The sequence below is a fragment of the Brevibacillus sp. M2.1A genome, from assembly GCF_013284355.2.
GTDB lineage: Bacteria > Bacillota > Bacilli > Brevibacillales > Brevibacillaceae > Brevibacillus.
Map to the genome: position 1 here is coordinate 2,897,281 of NZ_JABSUY020000001.1, position 13,839 is coordinate 2,911,119.

Consider the following 13,839-nt stretch of genomic DNA (forward strand, 5'->3'; position numbering starts at 1 on the left):
TTATTTGGTATCGTCTGTTTCTTTCTGTTGGTCTTCGTAAAACCAGAGAGGATCATCGCAATCCTCATCACCATTGTAGTTGATTAAGATTTCTTCACCCGCCTGAATGTCCGTATACGCATAAAAATCAAACGTGTGGTTGTCGAAATTAATCTCATACGTGGCATTTGGCGTGTAGGAATGATTAAATAGCATACCATACCCTAACAAGAAGGCCGTGTGATTAGCACCGTACTCAAATGCATAATCCGCGAGCAAGGTTTTCTCAATATGCTCATGCTCTTCGTTCAAATAAGGCAGCACGGGCGCTTCATGAATCAGGTCGCCTTTTCGGATATCTTGCGTTGCAAATACACCTCTATTTAATTCTCCATTGCTTAGTTTGGAGGTCTTGACTTCGATCATGCGGATCACCTGCATTTCTTATGTCTGTGGAAAACGTATCTTTCTAAGGATGACAGTTGATCGAGCAGAAAGCAATGTTTTTTATTTGATAACCAAATGATGGCGAACCGCGTAAGCAGCGAGCTGGACGCGATTAGCCAATTGCAGCTTCTCGAGAATGTTTTTCAGGTGGTTTTTCACTGTGTTTTCTGCGATGATCAGCGCTTCGCTTATTTCCCGATTCGTTTTTCCTGCTCCCACATACATGACAATCTCTCTCTCTCGCGGGGTCAGAACAGCAGGGACCATTTCATCTGTGGTTTCTTCTTGACGGAAGCGGTACATGAGTCGTGTTGCCATTTCGCGAGTCAATTCACTGTCCTCGCCGAGCAAGGCATGCAAGTAGTTAATCCAGTCGTCAGGCTCTAAATTTTTCAGCAAGTAACCTTGGGCACCGAACTGAATGGCAGTGATCAGGTCAGCAACGTCATCGGAGACGCTGAGAATGACTACCTTGATGTGCGGGTATGCTTTCTTGACCTCGCGGGTCGCTTCGAGTCCGCTCCATTTCGGCATGTTGATGTCCATGAGCACAAGATCCGGTTGTATTTGTCCGCATAAGAGAAAGGCTTCCTCACCATTTTGTGCTTCTCCGATGACTTCAAAAGAGGGATCTGGATCAAGGAGGCTGCGAATGGCCATACGAGCCATCGGGTGGTCGTCGGCGATCAATACACGGTAAGCGTTCATAGTGTTTTTCCTCCTGAATAAGAAGATAAGCGGATGATCGTGCCGCCTGCCGGTCGCACCTGAATGTCGAGGTAGGCGTTCAACTGGCGTGCTCGCTCGCGCATCATGGACAAACCGTATTTTTTCGTATCGGGAGAAGGGTTGGAAATCCCAATGCCATCGTCCTCAACGGCGAGAATCCAGCCAGTTGTTTCATCTGTCGTGAGGTGAATCCACGAATGCTTGGCCTGAGAATGCTTGCGAATGTTGGCAAAAGCTTCCTGGATGATCCCAAACAGTTGTACTTCTGCGGTGGGAGTAAAAAAGCCGTCTTTGACGTGCAATTCGCTAGCAACGTCGATTCCTGATAAAGCGCTCCATTGGGCCAACCATTTCTCAAGGCGTTGATCCAGACTGCCTTCTTCTGGCAATGAGCGCAAGTTAAAGATGGCTTGGCGTACATGATTGTCGATGGCAGATACAGCGACCCGTGCATCGTCCAATTGTCCCTGCTTCAGCTTTACGTTGAGGAAGAACAAAGACTGTGCAATCCCGTCGTGTAATTCGCGGGCAAGGCGTTCCCGTTCTTCATAAACAGCGCGACGGGCTTGTTCCTCGACGATTCGTGCATTCATTTGTTTAAGTGTGTGAAACATCCAGGTAGCAAATAAAAAAGAGAGAAAGAGCGTCAAGAGGGTAATGTACACATTTCCAGCTTCCATAGACATATAAGGCAGCAGAAAGTCGTGACGGATGAATTCAAAACCCCCGATGATGATGGTTGGAATCAAAAAGGTCAACCAATAAAAGATTCGATAGGACATGCAGATGCCTCCTTGCATGACTGTTGGCAAACATTCCTTAAGTATACCGAATGGGACGAGCGGATGGTATACTCAGGTGAGAAAAGGTGGAAAGCAGGAGGGAATATCATGAGCACGATTGCGAAAGCATTGACGATAGCGGGTTCAGATAGCGGTGGGGGAGCTGGGATTCAGGCAGATCTGAAAACCTTTCATCAACTCGGTGTGTACGGGATGAGTGCGATCACCGCAATCACTGCACAAAATACATTGGGTGTAGCAGGTGTTTATCCGTTGCCGACAGAGGCAGTTGCCCAGCAAATGCATGAGGTGTTGCGTGATCTTGGCGCTGACGCGGCGAAAACGGGCATGCTGTTTAACGCTGATATCATTCGTGTTGTTGCGGAAGAGATCAAAGCATTTGGCCTGAAAAAGCTGGTGGTAGACCCGGTGATGATTGCCAAGGGAGGGTCAAAACTACTGTTGGATGAGGCGATCGTTGCATTGAAAACAGAGTTGTTGCCGTTGGCGGAAGTCGTCACACCTAACTTGCCGGAAGCAGAATGCTTGACTGGCATGAGAATCGAGACGACAGATGAGATGCGCGAAGGGGCAAAAGCGATACATGCGTTGGGCGCCCGCAATGTCCTGATGAAGGGTGGACATATGCAAGGGGACGTTGTCGTTGATATTTTGTTCGATGGTACCGCATTCCATGAAATATCCCATGAGCGTATTCATACACGCCATACGCACGGTACAGGTTGTACATTCTCCGCGGCTCTTACAGCAGAGTTAGCCAAACATACACCGCTCATCACTGCGGTAGAAAAAGCAAATCGCTTTATTTTCGAAGCAATTAAGACAGCACCCCAATTGGGTGGCGGGCATGGGCCGACCAACCACTGGGCGGTTGTAGACTAAGTTTATCAAAAGAATGCCCCACAGCGATTCCGTACAAGCAATCGCTGATGGGGTATTTTTTATTTGACTTCTACAGAAAAAGTACCTTGAAGACGTTCAGGATAGCTGGACAGAGGAAAGGAATAGGAAGTAGGGGTGCCTTTGTTTGTTTTTCGCTTGAATAAAATAGAATAGTTTTGAATCGATTCATCATTTGTGGAGTAGTTGCTTCCTTGCACATAATCATATTCATTTCCAAGGTCGTCAGTCAGGTCATACCCTAAGGATATATGAGAGTGTTTATCTTGAAGCGGAACCTTCAAAGAAAAGTCCATACCCACCACATCATCGACTTGACGCAGTGCTGTTAATTTTAAGCGATCATTCGGCACGTTTGTTAATGTGCCTGTCTTCGCGTCGATTACGATTCGCAATTTATCTTTGTCTAGGGCACGAATGCTATCGGCTTTGAGAATTAGCTTTTCGGGCTCTACAAAATAAATACTTTCCAGATTGTATATCCTCCCATTTTCACCGTTGTCACGAACAGGAACGCCATTTCCCCAAAAAGCGAATGTTTCTCCTTTTTCATCTTCGAGCCTCAGCTTATCAAAATCAAATACGTGCTTTTGGTTAGCTGGATCAAAGCGAATGCTCACTTCTGTCTGAGTAGGAAAGACCGCGATTTGTTCAATCGTGAAACGCTGACCGTCGATCATGACTTCCTTCATCACCGGGTACACTTTTTTGTCAAAGGTCTTAAATTTGTTTTTATCTACAGCAAAGTCGATCAAGAGAGGAGTCTTTTGTTCGAGATTATCGATTGCAAGTGTGACTTTTGCAGTCATTGCATCGGGTATTTCAGTGGCTTCATTGATGACAATATCAATACGATCCTGAATCACAGGCTCTTCTCTCCCCATGCTTGACCAAGATACACCATGCTCCCATTCCTTTCCCGTTTTGTCTAACAACTCGATCTTGTGCAGGGCTACTTCTTTATCCGTAAATGGATGCTTTACAGTATAGAAGAGGACCATCCGTTTTTCGTCGGCCAAAACTTGATCGATGGTAAACGTCACATCTTCCCTTGAACCACTGGCGCCAATATTTTGAACGAGGTTGTGTTCTGCTGCCTTTTGCAAGCCTTTATCGTCCCGAAGAAAATCAACGATCTTTTCCATCCAGGGAATCGAGCTGACATATGCGGCAACAGCGGGTGAAAGGCGAACGGAAAAAATAAACACGAAAATGAACAAACAAGCAACCAGACTAGAACCAACGCGTACCCAGCGTTTGCGGCTCCGATTTTGACGCAGCTCTTTTGCTTGTTCCATCCCTCTTCGAATGTATTGATCAATCTCAGCGGGAACAATGAATGGACTCGCATTCTTTTTTTCATTTTCACTCATAAAGCTCACCAGCCTTTCCCGAGATCTTTGCGCAGTGCACCCAGAGCCTTGTGCAGCCATGTTTTGATGGTGCCTTCCGGATGACCGAGTACCTCAGCAATGTCGCGTATTGTCCGATCTTCGAAATATTTCAAAATAATGATGTGCCGATAATTTGGACTGAGACGAGCGAGAGCCGCTTCAATTTGGATACGCTCGACATTTTGGTCGTCCATCGGAGTACTTGCAAGACTTTCGACGTCATCCTCCATAGGATCCAATATGATCCGTTTTCGGCGCTTTTGCTCATCCAGACAAATATGAATAAGGATGCGGGTCAGCCAAGTACGAAAATACGCAGGCTGTTTCAATCGTGCCAGCTTGAGATAGGAACGGCACGTCGCTTCCTGAATGGCCTCTAATGCATCTGTCTCGTTACGAAGAAAGGCGTAGGCGATTTTATACAGTTGTTCTTTATGAAGGCTGACGAGTTGAAAAAAGGCATCATCATCCCCATTTTTTGCGCGTGAAACGAGCAGTTCCAGATTCACTTTTTCCCCCTCCTCTACCATTAGACGGCCAAGAGGCAAAAACGGTTTTCCTAAAATGTCAGCAACTCTCTTTTGTGTTGAACCAATCACCCGTCCACTGCTTACTGTAAAAGAAAGAAGTGTGTAAGGATGGGGTGCAGGTGTATGTGGATCAAATGGGTTACGATTCATGAATCGTATGGTCTCCCACGGATTGCTCAGGAATGTCGGCGTTATTTAGAAATGAAAGGAATTCGAGTCAGGCTTTTATCCAGGCAGACCAAAAAAGCAGGACATGTCTATACGCTCCAAGTCCCGCAAACTCAAGAGGAGCAAGCAAAGACGCTATTACGCGATTTTAAGAACACCCTGAAATAAAAGGCAAAGACACAGCCATACTTCCCCTCACGTCCAGTCGAGTGGCACGGGCATACTAGGTGAAGGGGGGAATGATGGCTATGGGAACAACCCTTTTGGAAAGACCTGAAAAAACGGAGCAGAAAGGCAGCAAGCTGTTTGTTCCGGATTATATTTTCGTGGAGCCACATGCATTGAATTATCCACTTGGTCAAGAGCTGTATCGCCGTTTTCAGGCGGAAGGGATTCCGATGCAGATGACGACAAGCCATAATCAGGTTCGTGGCATTCCTGGTGATACAGAAGTGGAGAAATATCGCAATGCGAAGCGGACGTTGGTCATTGGTGTACGCAAAACATTGAAGTTCGAGACTTCCAAGCCTTCCGCAGAATATGCCATTCCACTGGCAACAGGATGTGCTGCCCACTGTCACTATTGCTATTTGAACACCAATATCGGGACTAAGCCGTATGTTCGGGTGTACGTTAATACAGATGAGATTCTGGCACAGGCCGAAAAGTATATCCAAGAACGCCCGGGAGAAATCACTCGTTTTGAGGCAGCTTGTACATCTGATCCGGTAAGTATTGAGCATCTTACAGGCAATCTGAAACGAGCAATTGAGTTTATGGGCCAGCAGGAGTTTGGGCGGTTGCGCTTCGTGACGAAGTTTCACCATGTGGATTCCTTGCTGGATGCCAAGCACAACAAGCATACCCGATTTCGTTTCAGCATGAATGCCGACTATGTCATCAAAAATTTTGAGCCAGGTACCTCCAGCTTTCATCAGCGACTGGAGGCAGCAGGGAAGGTAGCCAAGGCAGGTTATCCGCTGGGCTTTATTTTAGCGCCTTTGTATTGGTTTGACGGATGGGAAGCAGGGTATACCGATTTGTTGGAAAGGCTGCGTTCGCAGTTGGTTCCCGAAGCGATGGAGGATTTGACGTTTGAGCTAATCCAGCACCGTTTTACCAAGATCGCGAAAAGCTTGATCCTCCAGCGTTATCCGAAAACGAAGCTGGAGATGAAGGAAGAAGAGCGCAAGTACAAATGGGGGAAATACGGGAAAGGGAAGTATGTCTATCCCGACATCCAAGCAAAGGCTTTGCAGGCCCATTTGGAAAGTGAAATTGCACGATTGTTTCCACAGGCTCGGGTTGAATATTTTACGTAAGAACCAGACTGCTCTTGATGAAGAGCAGTTTTTCTTTTAGAAAGATGAGCACCAAATGATACCAAACGACACGATGCGAATATTTTCGACAAACGCTTACATACGTGCTAGAATATGGAGTGCTCTCATTTTCTTGAAAGGAATCGAAGCATACATGAAGTCCATATTGATTACCGTTGAGGGACCTATTGGTATTGGAAAAACCTCTTTATCGCGGGAACTAAGCCGTGCATGCAACTTGCAGCTACTGGAAGAGATCGTCTACGAAAACCCGTTCCTGGGTAAATTTTATGAAAATATTGCCGAATGGAGCTTTCAACTCGAGATGTTTTTCCTCTGCAATCGTTACAAGCAGTTGCAGGATATTCATTCACAGTTCCTGAATCAAGGTATTTCCGTTGTTTCTGATTACAATATTTTCAAAAATACGATTTTTGCCAAACGGACGCTACAAGGAGATAACCTGCCAAAGTACCTCAAAATTTATGATATCCTAACAGAGGATTTGCCTCAGGCGCATTTAGTGATCTACATGACAGCTTCGATTGAGACCGTGATGAAGCGAATTGCGATGCGCGATCGCGAAATGGAGCGCAGCATGGATGTCACCTATATGGAGAACCTGATTGCTGATTACAACGAGTTTATGGAAGCGTTTGAAAAGCATCATCCGGATACGCCTGTCATCAAATTCGATTGTGACGATTTGGATTTCGTACATCGACCAGAAGATTTGAAGGTTGTACTGGATCGAATTGTGCCACGAATTCAAGAGTTGATGGGACAAGAAGGATAGGGAACAAAGGAAAAGTAAGCATGGGGATAAGGAGTTGCGTACATGTCGAGGTTTCAAAACAGCACGCTTCGTGAAAAATACGGGATACCAAACAACGCAGTAATTACGATCGGCGGGACAGTAGGGGTAGGAAAATCCACCTTTACACATGCCTTGGCAGATCAGCTCGGATTTCGCGTATCTGTAGAAAAGGTTGACAATAACCCGTATTTGGGCCGTTACTATAATGATTTATCGCGATGGGGTTTCCATTTGCAAATTTTCTTTTTGGCAGAACGCTTCAAGGAACAAAAACGGATGTTTGATTATGGCGGCGGTTTTGTCCAAGATCGCTCCATCTATGAGGATACCGGGATTTTTGCCCGCATGCTGTACGAGCAAGGCAACATGACAGAAGAAGATTACCGCACTTATACAGAACTTTTTGAAGCGATGGTCATGACGCCTTACTTCCCGCATCCGGACATTTTGATCTACTTAGAGGGCAGCTTCGATGATATTGTTGGTCGCGTAAAAGAGCGCGGGCGTCCGATGGAACAACAAACGCCGGTGGATTACTGGCAGGATTTGTTTGGTCGCTATGATAGCTGGATTGCCTCCTTTACTTCCTGTCCGATTTTGCGGGTCAATATCAACGAATACGACGTTGTGGATGACCCATCTTCGGTAGAGAGCATTATTGAGCGGGCTGCTGAAAAAATTCGGATCGGACGAGCTACCCGCTTTTCATCATAAAACCCTTTACAATAACAGAGCACCCCTGCATTTTGCCCGGAAAGAGGCGGAAGCAGGGGTGCTTTGCTTTTATTGGGTGCGATATCCTTCCAAGAGCAAGGTCAATGCTGCAGAAATTTCCTCAAGGGACTTCTCATGATCAGGCGTCTCCGAAATCCAGAGGACGGCTTCGTTCATCGCACCAGACAGCAAATGGGTCAGAGCGTCGATGGAAACGGGACGTAGGTACCCTTGCTCCTGCATCGTTTGAAGCTGCTCCCTGAGATGCCGCATGGAGTTTTCCTCGTCCATTCGGCGCCACGTTTCCCACCCGATGACAGAAGGGCCATCGATAAGCAAAATCCGCTTGGTGCGATGTTCGATGGCCGAGGAGACAAAGGCCAGGCACCCCAAGATCAATTGTTGCCAAGGCTCCTCACTTTTCGCAGCTTCAGCTTCTACGCGCTCTCCGATTTCTTGTTGGACAGAAGCCAGTACTGCCTCAAACAACCCTTCTTTGTTCCCAAAATGATGGTATAGTGCGCCCCGGGTCACCCCGGCTTGTTTTACGATGTCTTCCATGGCGGCATCCGCATAGCCTTGTTTGGAGAACACCTCTCTTGCTATTTCGATCAGTTTTTGCATCGTCTGCTGTTTTTGTTCTGCTTTGGACATCTTCATGCTTTACAATCTCCTTACTTGTTTCATGCCAGATTAGACAGGGTCAACATAGCTGTCAGCAAATGCTTCAGAAGGCGGGATTACTTTTATGATATCAAGTAAAATGCCGTTTGGATCGGATGTGATAAAATGCCGCTGACCGAAATCTTCGTCTTTAATGTCAAGATGGAGAGGAAGACCTGCTTTCACAATAAGTCTCTCGTATTCAGCGTCAACATCATCGACTTCGAAATTAAGGATAAGACCACCATCAACTGGCTTTCGGAAACCCTGTGGAATCGTGTTGTGTGAAGGATCTAAGATGGCTAGCTCAAATGCTGGAGTACTGCTCTTATTTTGCAGGCTCACATACCAGTCTGCTTCGAAAACAATTTCAAAACCAAAGTGCTCTCGATAAAACTTCGAGCTAGCCTCAACTTGTTTTGTCAAGATGACAGGATAAAAGCTATTCACTTTCATTACGGATCTCTCCTTCACGATTGGATGAGGTTAATTTTACATACATACAGTATGTATGTAAAATGTTTTCACAATTTTTTCAACAAAGCTTCCTACACTTTGCCACACGCAAATCGGCAACGGATAAACCCCGCTGTGGTATAATAAGAACATCTTGGAATTAAAGGGGCTCAGACATGGCAGAAGAATGGTTTGAACGCAGCTTTCGCGAAGATTATGTGCTTGTGTATCGTCATAGGGACGATTCGGCAGCAGATGGAGAGATCGCTAATCTGTTGGAAAGATTGCCGGTAAAGGACACAGGACGCGTACTTGATCTTTGCTGCGGGAGCGGGCGTCATTCGCGTGCGCTGGCTCGCCGGGGGTATGAAGTAGTTGGTGTGGATTTGTCGCCTGTTCTTTTACAGTTGGCCGAGGAACAAAACACCTATCCACAGCTAAGTTTTGCCCGCTGTGACATGCGCGACATTCCGTTTCGCGAAGAATTTGATATCGTGGTGAATTTGTTTACCAGCTTCGGTTATTTCTCCACAGATGAAGAAAATGCTAACGTTATTCGTAACATGGCACAAGCTCTCAAAACAAAAGGTGAAGTGGTCATCGATTTCTTAAATGCAGCGTACGTCATCGATAATCTCGTGCCGCACTCTACCAAGGAAGTCAGTGGGATGTTGATTAAAGAAGAGCGCTGGATCCAGGATGGATTTGTGAAAAAGCGGATACTGATTTCCGACGAGTCATCGAATGAACCGCGTGAGTATATGGAGCAGGTTCGCTTGTTTTCTGCCCAGCAAATGATTGCGATGCTGACAGAAGCGGGATTCGAAAAAATTCAAGTATTTGGAAACTATCTATTTGAAGAATATGTGGCGCATGAATCACCGCGTATGATTTTTTATGCTGTGAAGCAATAGGGTGCGGATAACCTGTACGTCTCGTGAATATGATGGTGTAACAACCATTTATCGGGTAAAAGGGGGCATTGCTACAATGAGCAAGCTGTCTTTGGAACAGGTCAAATTGTATCTGAGCAAAGTACCTGGCTGGAAGCTGGTAGAAGACCGAATGGCACTATCACGCACGTACCACTGTCGTGACTTTTCCACTGCGGTCAGTTTCGTCAACCGTGTGGCGGAGATGCTTGAGCATGACAATCAGCATGTGGAAATTCATCTGGCAGGTGGGACAGTCACGTTTACGTTAGCCACCCGTGAGGCAAAAGGTTTAACCGGCAAAGATTTTGCATTAGCCCAGACCATTAGCAAAGTAAGCTGAAAGGCAGAAGAGAAATAACCGCTTCCCATAGCGAAGCGGTGTTTCTTTTTGGCTTTTTAAGAGTTACTTTGTTATGATGGGCAGTATGAACCATTTCGGAGGGATTACAAGATGGACATTCAACAACATGAGCAATTGATTCAACTGTTGGCGGAGTATAAAAATCAAAAGGCTTCCGTGACTTTTACCCAATGGGATACCGATAGGGAAGAAGAGGAAGAGGTAACACAATTTCAAGCTCAGCTTTTGGAAACCAAGCTGACTGACAATGAATTTGAAGAAAAAGATCTCCTCCTTGTGTTTACCACAGCAGATAGCGAAGAACTGGAAATCCTGATGGAGATTCCGGGTGATGAAGTAGATTTGGCTAGCTATGAGGAAGGGCATTTGCGTATTTTTGGAACAGAAGCGGAGATTGTTTTGCAAAAATGAAAACGAAGCGAGCTTTTCGTTATGTAGGCACGCCCGATCCTATGTCTGATAAAGAGGCGTACCACTGCGAAAAATATATAAAGAAAAACAAGCATTCGTTGGTGAGAGCGGGACAATATTTGGTTGATGTAACAGCCCTCCATGCTTTGTTTCACTTGGACTGTTGGAATTGCAGGACGGTTCATCGTGAGACCTGTTGTGAGGGTGGACAACCTTACGCCGTAGAAGAATGGCAGATTCCAATCATGGAGGGGGAAATCCCCTCTATCTCTGCTGGACTCGAGGATGAGGCTGAACGCAATCATTGGCTTCTTTATGGAGTTTGGGATCGCAATGAACCTCAAGGAACTATTCGCATGCGGCATGGCAATTGCCTTTTTTATCAAGAAAACAATGGGCGTTACGGGTGTGCGATCCATGCTTATGCGGAGCAGGCTGGTCGTGAAGTAGAGCCTATTAAGCCATTTAGCTGTCAACTGTATCCAATCGATTTGATTGATACAGGGGAGGGGATTCTGTTAACAGCAGTTACCAATGAAACGTCCTCCTTTTCCAGATGGGGTACGGATTATTTGGAGCAGTTTTATTGTGCCAGTCCGGCTCGCCGAAAGCTTGCCACGCACATAGATGACAAGCTGTTTGCATTAGAAGGCTATCGACCAGCCTATGAGTGGAATCTCCCTTTGTTACGTTATATCTTGCAAGATGATGCCGAGCGAATAGAAGGCATACTTGCGAGTAGCTATCAATTGGAACGTTGAATGCCTTGTGATATGATGATGTATGCATCAAGTAGATTGATAAAGGAGCAACAGCGATGAACGTCAAGACAACTCAAGAATCTCGTACAATTCAGGCATCACTGGTTCAGCCATCCGATACGAATTACCATGGGACTATTTTTGGTGGTACGATGATGGCTTATATAGATGAGGTAGCTGCAATCGCTGCGATGCGACATTCGCGTCGCCCTGTTGTGACAGCATCGATTGACTCGATTGACTTTCTTGCTCCCGTCAAAATGGGACATTCCATTTGCCTCGAAGCGTTTGTTTCGTCAACGGGCAAAACGTCCATGGAAATTTTCGTAAAGGTTATCTCAGAAAATCTCCAGACTGGCAATCGCATTTTGACCGCGACATCTTTTCTCACCTTTGTTGCCTTAGATGAAGATGGAAATCCGACTGAGGTGCCAGCCATTGTCCCTGAAACAGAGGAAGAAGAGCGATTGATGGCCACTGCGGATGAGCGCAAAAAAATGCGCAAAGAACGAAAAGGGAATCTGCAAGATTTCGTGAGCCAATTGAACATCGAGAAAAACATATAAATTCTTTTAGTCTTCACCCTGAACGAACATTCGTTCAGGGAATTCTCGTTTATTTATGAGGAGGAGGAATCGGGCAATGAAGTACCGCAGACTAGGAAAAACGGATCTGAACGTATCCGTGATCGGTGTAGGTACCTGGCAATTTGGCGGGGAGTGGGGCATGGATTTCTCCCAAGAAGCTGTTGACCAGATTCTCGACAAAGCAAAAGATCTCGGCATCAACTTGATTGATACAGCGGAATGCTACGGAGATCATCTGTCCGAACAGCTTATCGGAGGATATTTGAAAAAAAGCCGCCGGGAAGACTGGATTGTGGCGACGAAATTCGGGCATCATTTTCATGACAAATTTTCTCGAACCAATCATTACGGTGCAGTTGAAGTACAGCAGCAGTTGGAAAAATCGCTGCAAGCCTTGCAGACCGACTATATTGACTTGTACCAATTCCACTCGGGACCTGACGAGGCTTTTGACAATGATGACTTGTGGACCTACCTCGACAAACAGGTGCAGGCAGGAACGATCCGTCATCTCGGTCTCTCCATAGCGAAAAACGACAACATGCATCAAACATCAGCTGCTTCTTCAGTACATGCAAAAGCAATCCAAGTAGTTTACAATCGTCTGGATCAAAAGCCGGAAGAAAGTGTTTTTGCTTCTTGCCAGCAGCAAGACCTGGGTGTATTGGCTCGCGTTCCGTTGGCGAGTGGTTATTTGAGCGGAAAGTATAAGCCGGGTTCTGTATTCAGTGGAAATGATGTTCGACACCGACACGATCAGGAGCATGTCAACAAGCTGTTGCTCCAGGTAGAAGAAATCAAGAAAAATGAAGTTCCAGAAGGAATGGATATGGCGCAGTGGGCATTGGCGTGGTGCCTCAAGCATCCGGCTGTCACGACCGTGATCCCGGGCAGCAAGAGCCCAGCACAAGTAGAGGCAAATGCCAAAGCGGCTGACTATGTAAGCGATGAGCATCCACAAGCGATGTCGAAATAAAAAGGATACGTGCCATGACAACTTCCAAAAAAACGGAAAGAACGTGCGCGAATGGTCATTCATACATGAAAAGCACAGATTGTCCGACTTGTCCAATCTGTGAGCAAGAACGCAAACCGGACATGGGATTTCTTTCTCTGCTCTCGGCACCAGCAAGAAGGGCATTGGAACACAATGGAATCACTACCTTGGAACAGCTCGCAAGCTACAGCGAAAAAGAGGTTCTGAAATTTCATGGGATGGGGCCAGCATCTATGCCGAAACTTCGGACAGTATTGAAGGAAAAGGGATTGTCATTTAAGAACGAATGATTGAACACAGCGAATAAAAAAGGAGGAGCCGCGAGAGGACAGCGGCTTCTCCTTTTTCATTTAATCCAAAAAGCGGGATCTGATCTGCGGGGTAGGTAGCATGCATTGCTCTGCTTTACCCATCCATCGATAGCGATTTCTCGCGACCCAATCATAAATCGGATTGCGGACAGGTCTAGGGATGAGTCGAGCTATGTTTGACAGCAGAGGCCATCCGCCTTGAAGCTTGCGGCCAACGTGCAAGATCGCATCCGATTTCGTATATAGCTGTCCGTTGGCGATAAAGACAACGGATGACATGTCTTTTTCCTGATAGTTGTAATGAGACAAAATTTCCTGCGCTCTCTGTGACTGCAAGGAAGCAAAATGAATGTGTCCATGCGGATCACGCTTCAAAATAAACTGCACAGCACCGTGGCACAGATGACAAACCCCATCAAACAGCAACAGATACGCAGGATGGTCCAGTTCTCTGCCTGCTTTCATGAGACAGCCCTCCATACTTCAAGTGGTTTGTTCTACATGCTTATCCTTAGCTCCATCATAACAGAGAAAGACAATGGTTCCTATACACG

The 13,839-nt window shown here is 46.1% G+C and carries 20 protein-coding genes; 12 read left to right on the plus strand and 8 right to left on the minus strand.

Annotated features, from left to right (window positions below; translation table 11 throughout):
- The 3 genes from HP567_RS14280 to HP567_RS14290 form a co-directional block, all read right to left on the minus strand.
- Nucleotides 1-405, minus strand: a complete 405-nt coding sequence (locus tag HP567_RS14280) for an SET domain-containing protein (RefSeq protein ID WP_012685826.1) — start codon at nucleotides 403-405, stop codon at nucleotides 1-3.
- An 81-nt stretch (nucleotides 406-486) separates the two neighbouring features.
- Nucleotides 487-1,134 carry a response regulator gene (locus HP567_RS14285; protein WP_173609779.1) on the minus strand — a complete coding sequence of 216 codons (648 nt, stop codon included), beginning with the start codon at nucleotides 1,132-1,134 and terminating at the stop codon, nucleotides 487-489.
- Nucleotides 1,131-1,937 carry a sensor histidine kinase gene (locus HP567_RS14290; protein WP_173609778.1) on the minus strand — a complete coding sequence of 269 codons (807 nt, stop codon included), beginning with the start codon at nucleotides 1,935-1,937 and terminating at the stop codon, nucleotides 1,131-1,133. Before HP567_RS14290 ends, HP567_RS14285 begins: the two co-directional genes overlap by 4 nt.
- A gap of 108 nt (nucleotides 1,938-2,045) precedes the next feature.
- On the opposite strand from HP567_RS14290, the gene thiD reads away from it, so the two are divergent.
- Nucleotides 2,046-2,840: a bifunctional hydroxymethylpyrimidine kinase/phosphomethylpyrimidine kinase gene (gene thiD / locus HP567_RS14295; RefSeq protein ID WP_173609777.1), complete on the plus strand. Its 795-nt coding sequence runs from the start codon at nucleotides 2,046-2,048 to the stop codon at nucleotides 2,838-2,840.
- A 59-nt stretch (nucleotides 2,841-2,899) separates the two neighbouring features.
- Here the strand turns inward: thiD and HP567_RS14300 are convergent, their stop codons facing one another.
- Both HP567_RS14300 and HP567_RS14305 read right to left on the minus strand, forming a co-directional pair.
- Nucleotides 2,900-4,231, minus strand: a complete 1,332-nt coding sequence (locus HP567_RS14300; RefSeq protein WP_173609776.1) for a DUF4179 domain-containing protein — start codon at nucleotides 4,229-4,231, stop codon at nucleotides 2,900-2,902.
- Nucleotides 4,232-4,236: 5 nt separating this feature from the next.
- On the minus strand, nucleotides 4,237-4,782 hold the full coding sequence (locus HP567_RS14305; protein ID WP_173609846.1) for a sigma-70 family RNA polymerase sigma factor: 546 nt from the start codon (nucleotides 4,780-4,782) through the stop codon (nucleotides 4,237-4,239).
- Between the two features lie 108 nt (nucleotides 4,783-4,890).
- On the opposite strand from HP567_RS14305, the gene HP567_RS30015 reads away from it, so the two are divergent.
- The 4 genes from HP567_RS30015 (at nucleotide 4,891) to HP567_RS14320 (ending at nucleotide 7,803) form a co-directional block, all read left to right on the plus strand.
- The gene (locus tag HP567_RS30015; protein ID WP_312027517.1) at nucleotides 4,891-5,118 is read left to right on the plus strand and encodes a hypothetical protein; all 228 of its coding nucleotides are present in this window, start codon (nucleotides 4,891-4,893) and stop codon (nucleotides 5,116-5,118) included.
- An 80-nt stretch (nucleotides 5,119-5,198) separates the two neighbouring features.
- The gene (splB, locus tag HP567_RS14310; protein WP_173609775.1) at nucleotides 5,199-6,272 is read left to right on the plus strand and encodes a spore photoproduct lyase; all 1,074 of its coding nucleotides are present in this window, start codon (nucleotides 5,199-5,201) and stop codon (nucleotides 6,270-6,272) included.
- 154 nt (nucleotides 6,273-6,426) lie between these two features.
- Nucleotides 6,427-7,068 (plus strand): deoxynucleoside kinase, encoded by a 642-nt coding sequence (locus HP567_RS14315; protein ID WP_142064742.1) that lies wholly within the window; start codon nucleotides 6,427-6,429, stop codon nucleotides 7,066-7,068.
- 42 nt (nucleotides 7,069-7,110) lie between these two features.
- Nucleotides 7,111-7,803 (plus strand): deoxynucleoside kinase, encoded by a 693-nt coding sequence (locus HP567_RS14320; RefSeq protein WP_173609774.1) that lies wholly within the window; start codon nucleotides 7,111-7,113, stop codon nucleotides 7,801-7,803.
- A 69-nt stretch (nucleotides 7,804-7,872) separates the two neighbouring features.
- On the opposite strand, the gene HP567_RS14325 is transcribed toward HP567_RS14320, so the two are convergent.
- The gene (locus HP567_RS14325; RefSeq protein ID WP_173609773.1) at nucleotides 7,873-8,463 is read right to left on the minus strand and encodes a TetR/AcrR family transcriptional regulator; all 591 of its coding nucleotides are present in this window, start codon (nucleotides 8,461-8,463) and stop codon (nucleotides 7,873-7,875) included.
- 33 nt (nucleotides 8,464-8,496) lie between these two features.
- On the minus strand, nucleotides 8,497-8,922 hold the full coding sequence (locus HP567_RS14330; RefSeq protein ID WP_173609772.1) for a VOC family protein: 426 nt from the start codon (nucleotides 8,920-8,922) through the stop codon (nucleotides 8,497-8,499).
- Nucleotides 8,923-9,098: 176 nt separating this feature from the next.
- Between HP567_RS14330 and HP567_RS14335 the strand changes: the two genes are divergently transcribed.
- From HP567_RS14335 to HP567_RS14365, 7 genes are all read left to right on the plus strand, one after another.
- Nucleotides 9,099-9,836 (plus strand): class I SAM-dependent methyltransferase, encoded by a 738-nt coding sequence (locus HP567_RS14335; RefSeq protein ID WP_173609771.1) that lies wholly within the window; start codon nucleotides 9,099-9,101, stop codon nucleotides 9,834-9,836.
- Between the two features lie 76 nt (nucleotides 9,837-9,912).
- Nucleotides 9,913-10,197, plus strand: a complete 285-nt coding sequence (locus HP567_RS14340) for a 4a-hydroxytetrahydrobiopterin dehydratase (protein WP_048032351.1) — start codon at nucleotides 9,913-9,915, stop codon at nucleotides 10,195-10,197.
- 111 nt (nucleotides 10,198-10,308) lie between these two features.
- Nucleotides 10,309-10,629, plus strand: coding sequence for a hypothetical protein (locus tag HP567_RS14345; protein WP_173609770.1), 321 nt, complete (start codon nucleotides 10,309-10,311; stop codon nucleotides 10,627-10,629).
- Nucleotides 10,626-11,390 carry a DUF3109 family protein gene (locus HP567_RS14350; protein WP_173609769.1) on the plus strand — a complete coding sequence of 255 codons (765 nt, stop codon included), beginning with the start codon at nucleotides 10,626-10,628 and terminating at the stop codon, nucleotides 11,388-11,390. Before HP567_RS14345 ends, HP567_RS14350 begins: the two co-directional genes overlap by 4 nt.
- 56 nt (nucleotides 11,391-11,446) lie before the next feature.
- Nucleotides 11,447-11,956, plus strand: a complete 510-nt coding sequence (locus HP567_RS14355; RefSeq protein ID WP_173609768.1) for an acyl-CoA thioesterase — start codon at nucleotides 11,447-11,449, stop codon at nucleotides 11,954-11,956.
- Between the two features lie 76 nt (nucleotides 11,957-12,032).
- Nucleotides 12,033-12,953, plus strand: a complete 921-nt coding sequence (locus HP567_RS14360) for an aldo/keto reductase (RefSeq protein WP_173609767.1) — start codon at nucleotides 12,033-12,035, stop codon at nucleotides 12,951-12,953.
- 14 nt (nucleotides 12,954-12,967) lie between these two features.
- On the plus strand, nucleotides 12,968-13,264 hold the full coding sequence (locus HP567_RS14365) for an RNA polymerase alpha subunit C-terminal domain-containing protein (RefSeq protein WP_173609766.1): 297 nt from the start codon (nucleotides 12,968-12,970) through the stop codon (nucleotides 13,262-13,264).
- A gap of 60 nt (nucleotides 13,265-13,324) precedes the next feature.
- On the opposite strand, the gene HP567_RS14370 is transcribed toward HP567_RS14365, so the two are convergent.
- On the minus strand, nucleotides 13,325-13,765 hold the full coding sequence (locus HP567_RS14370; protein WP_173609765.1) for a thiol-disulfide oxidoreductase DCC family protein: 441 nt from the start codon (nucleotides 13,763-13,765) through the stop codon (nucleotides 13,325-13,327).
- Nucleotides 13,766-13,839 lie beyond the last annotated feature (74 nt).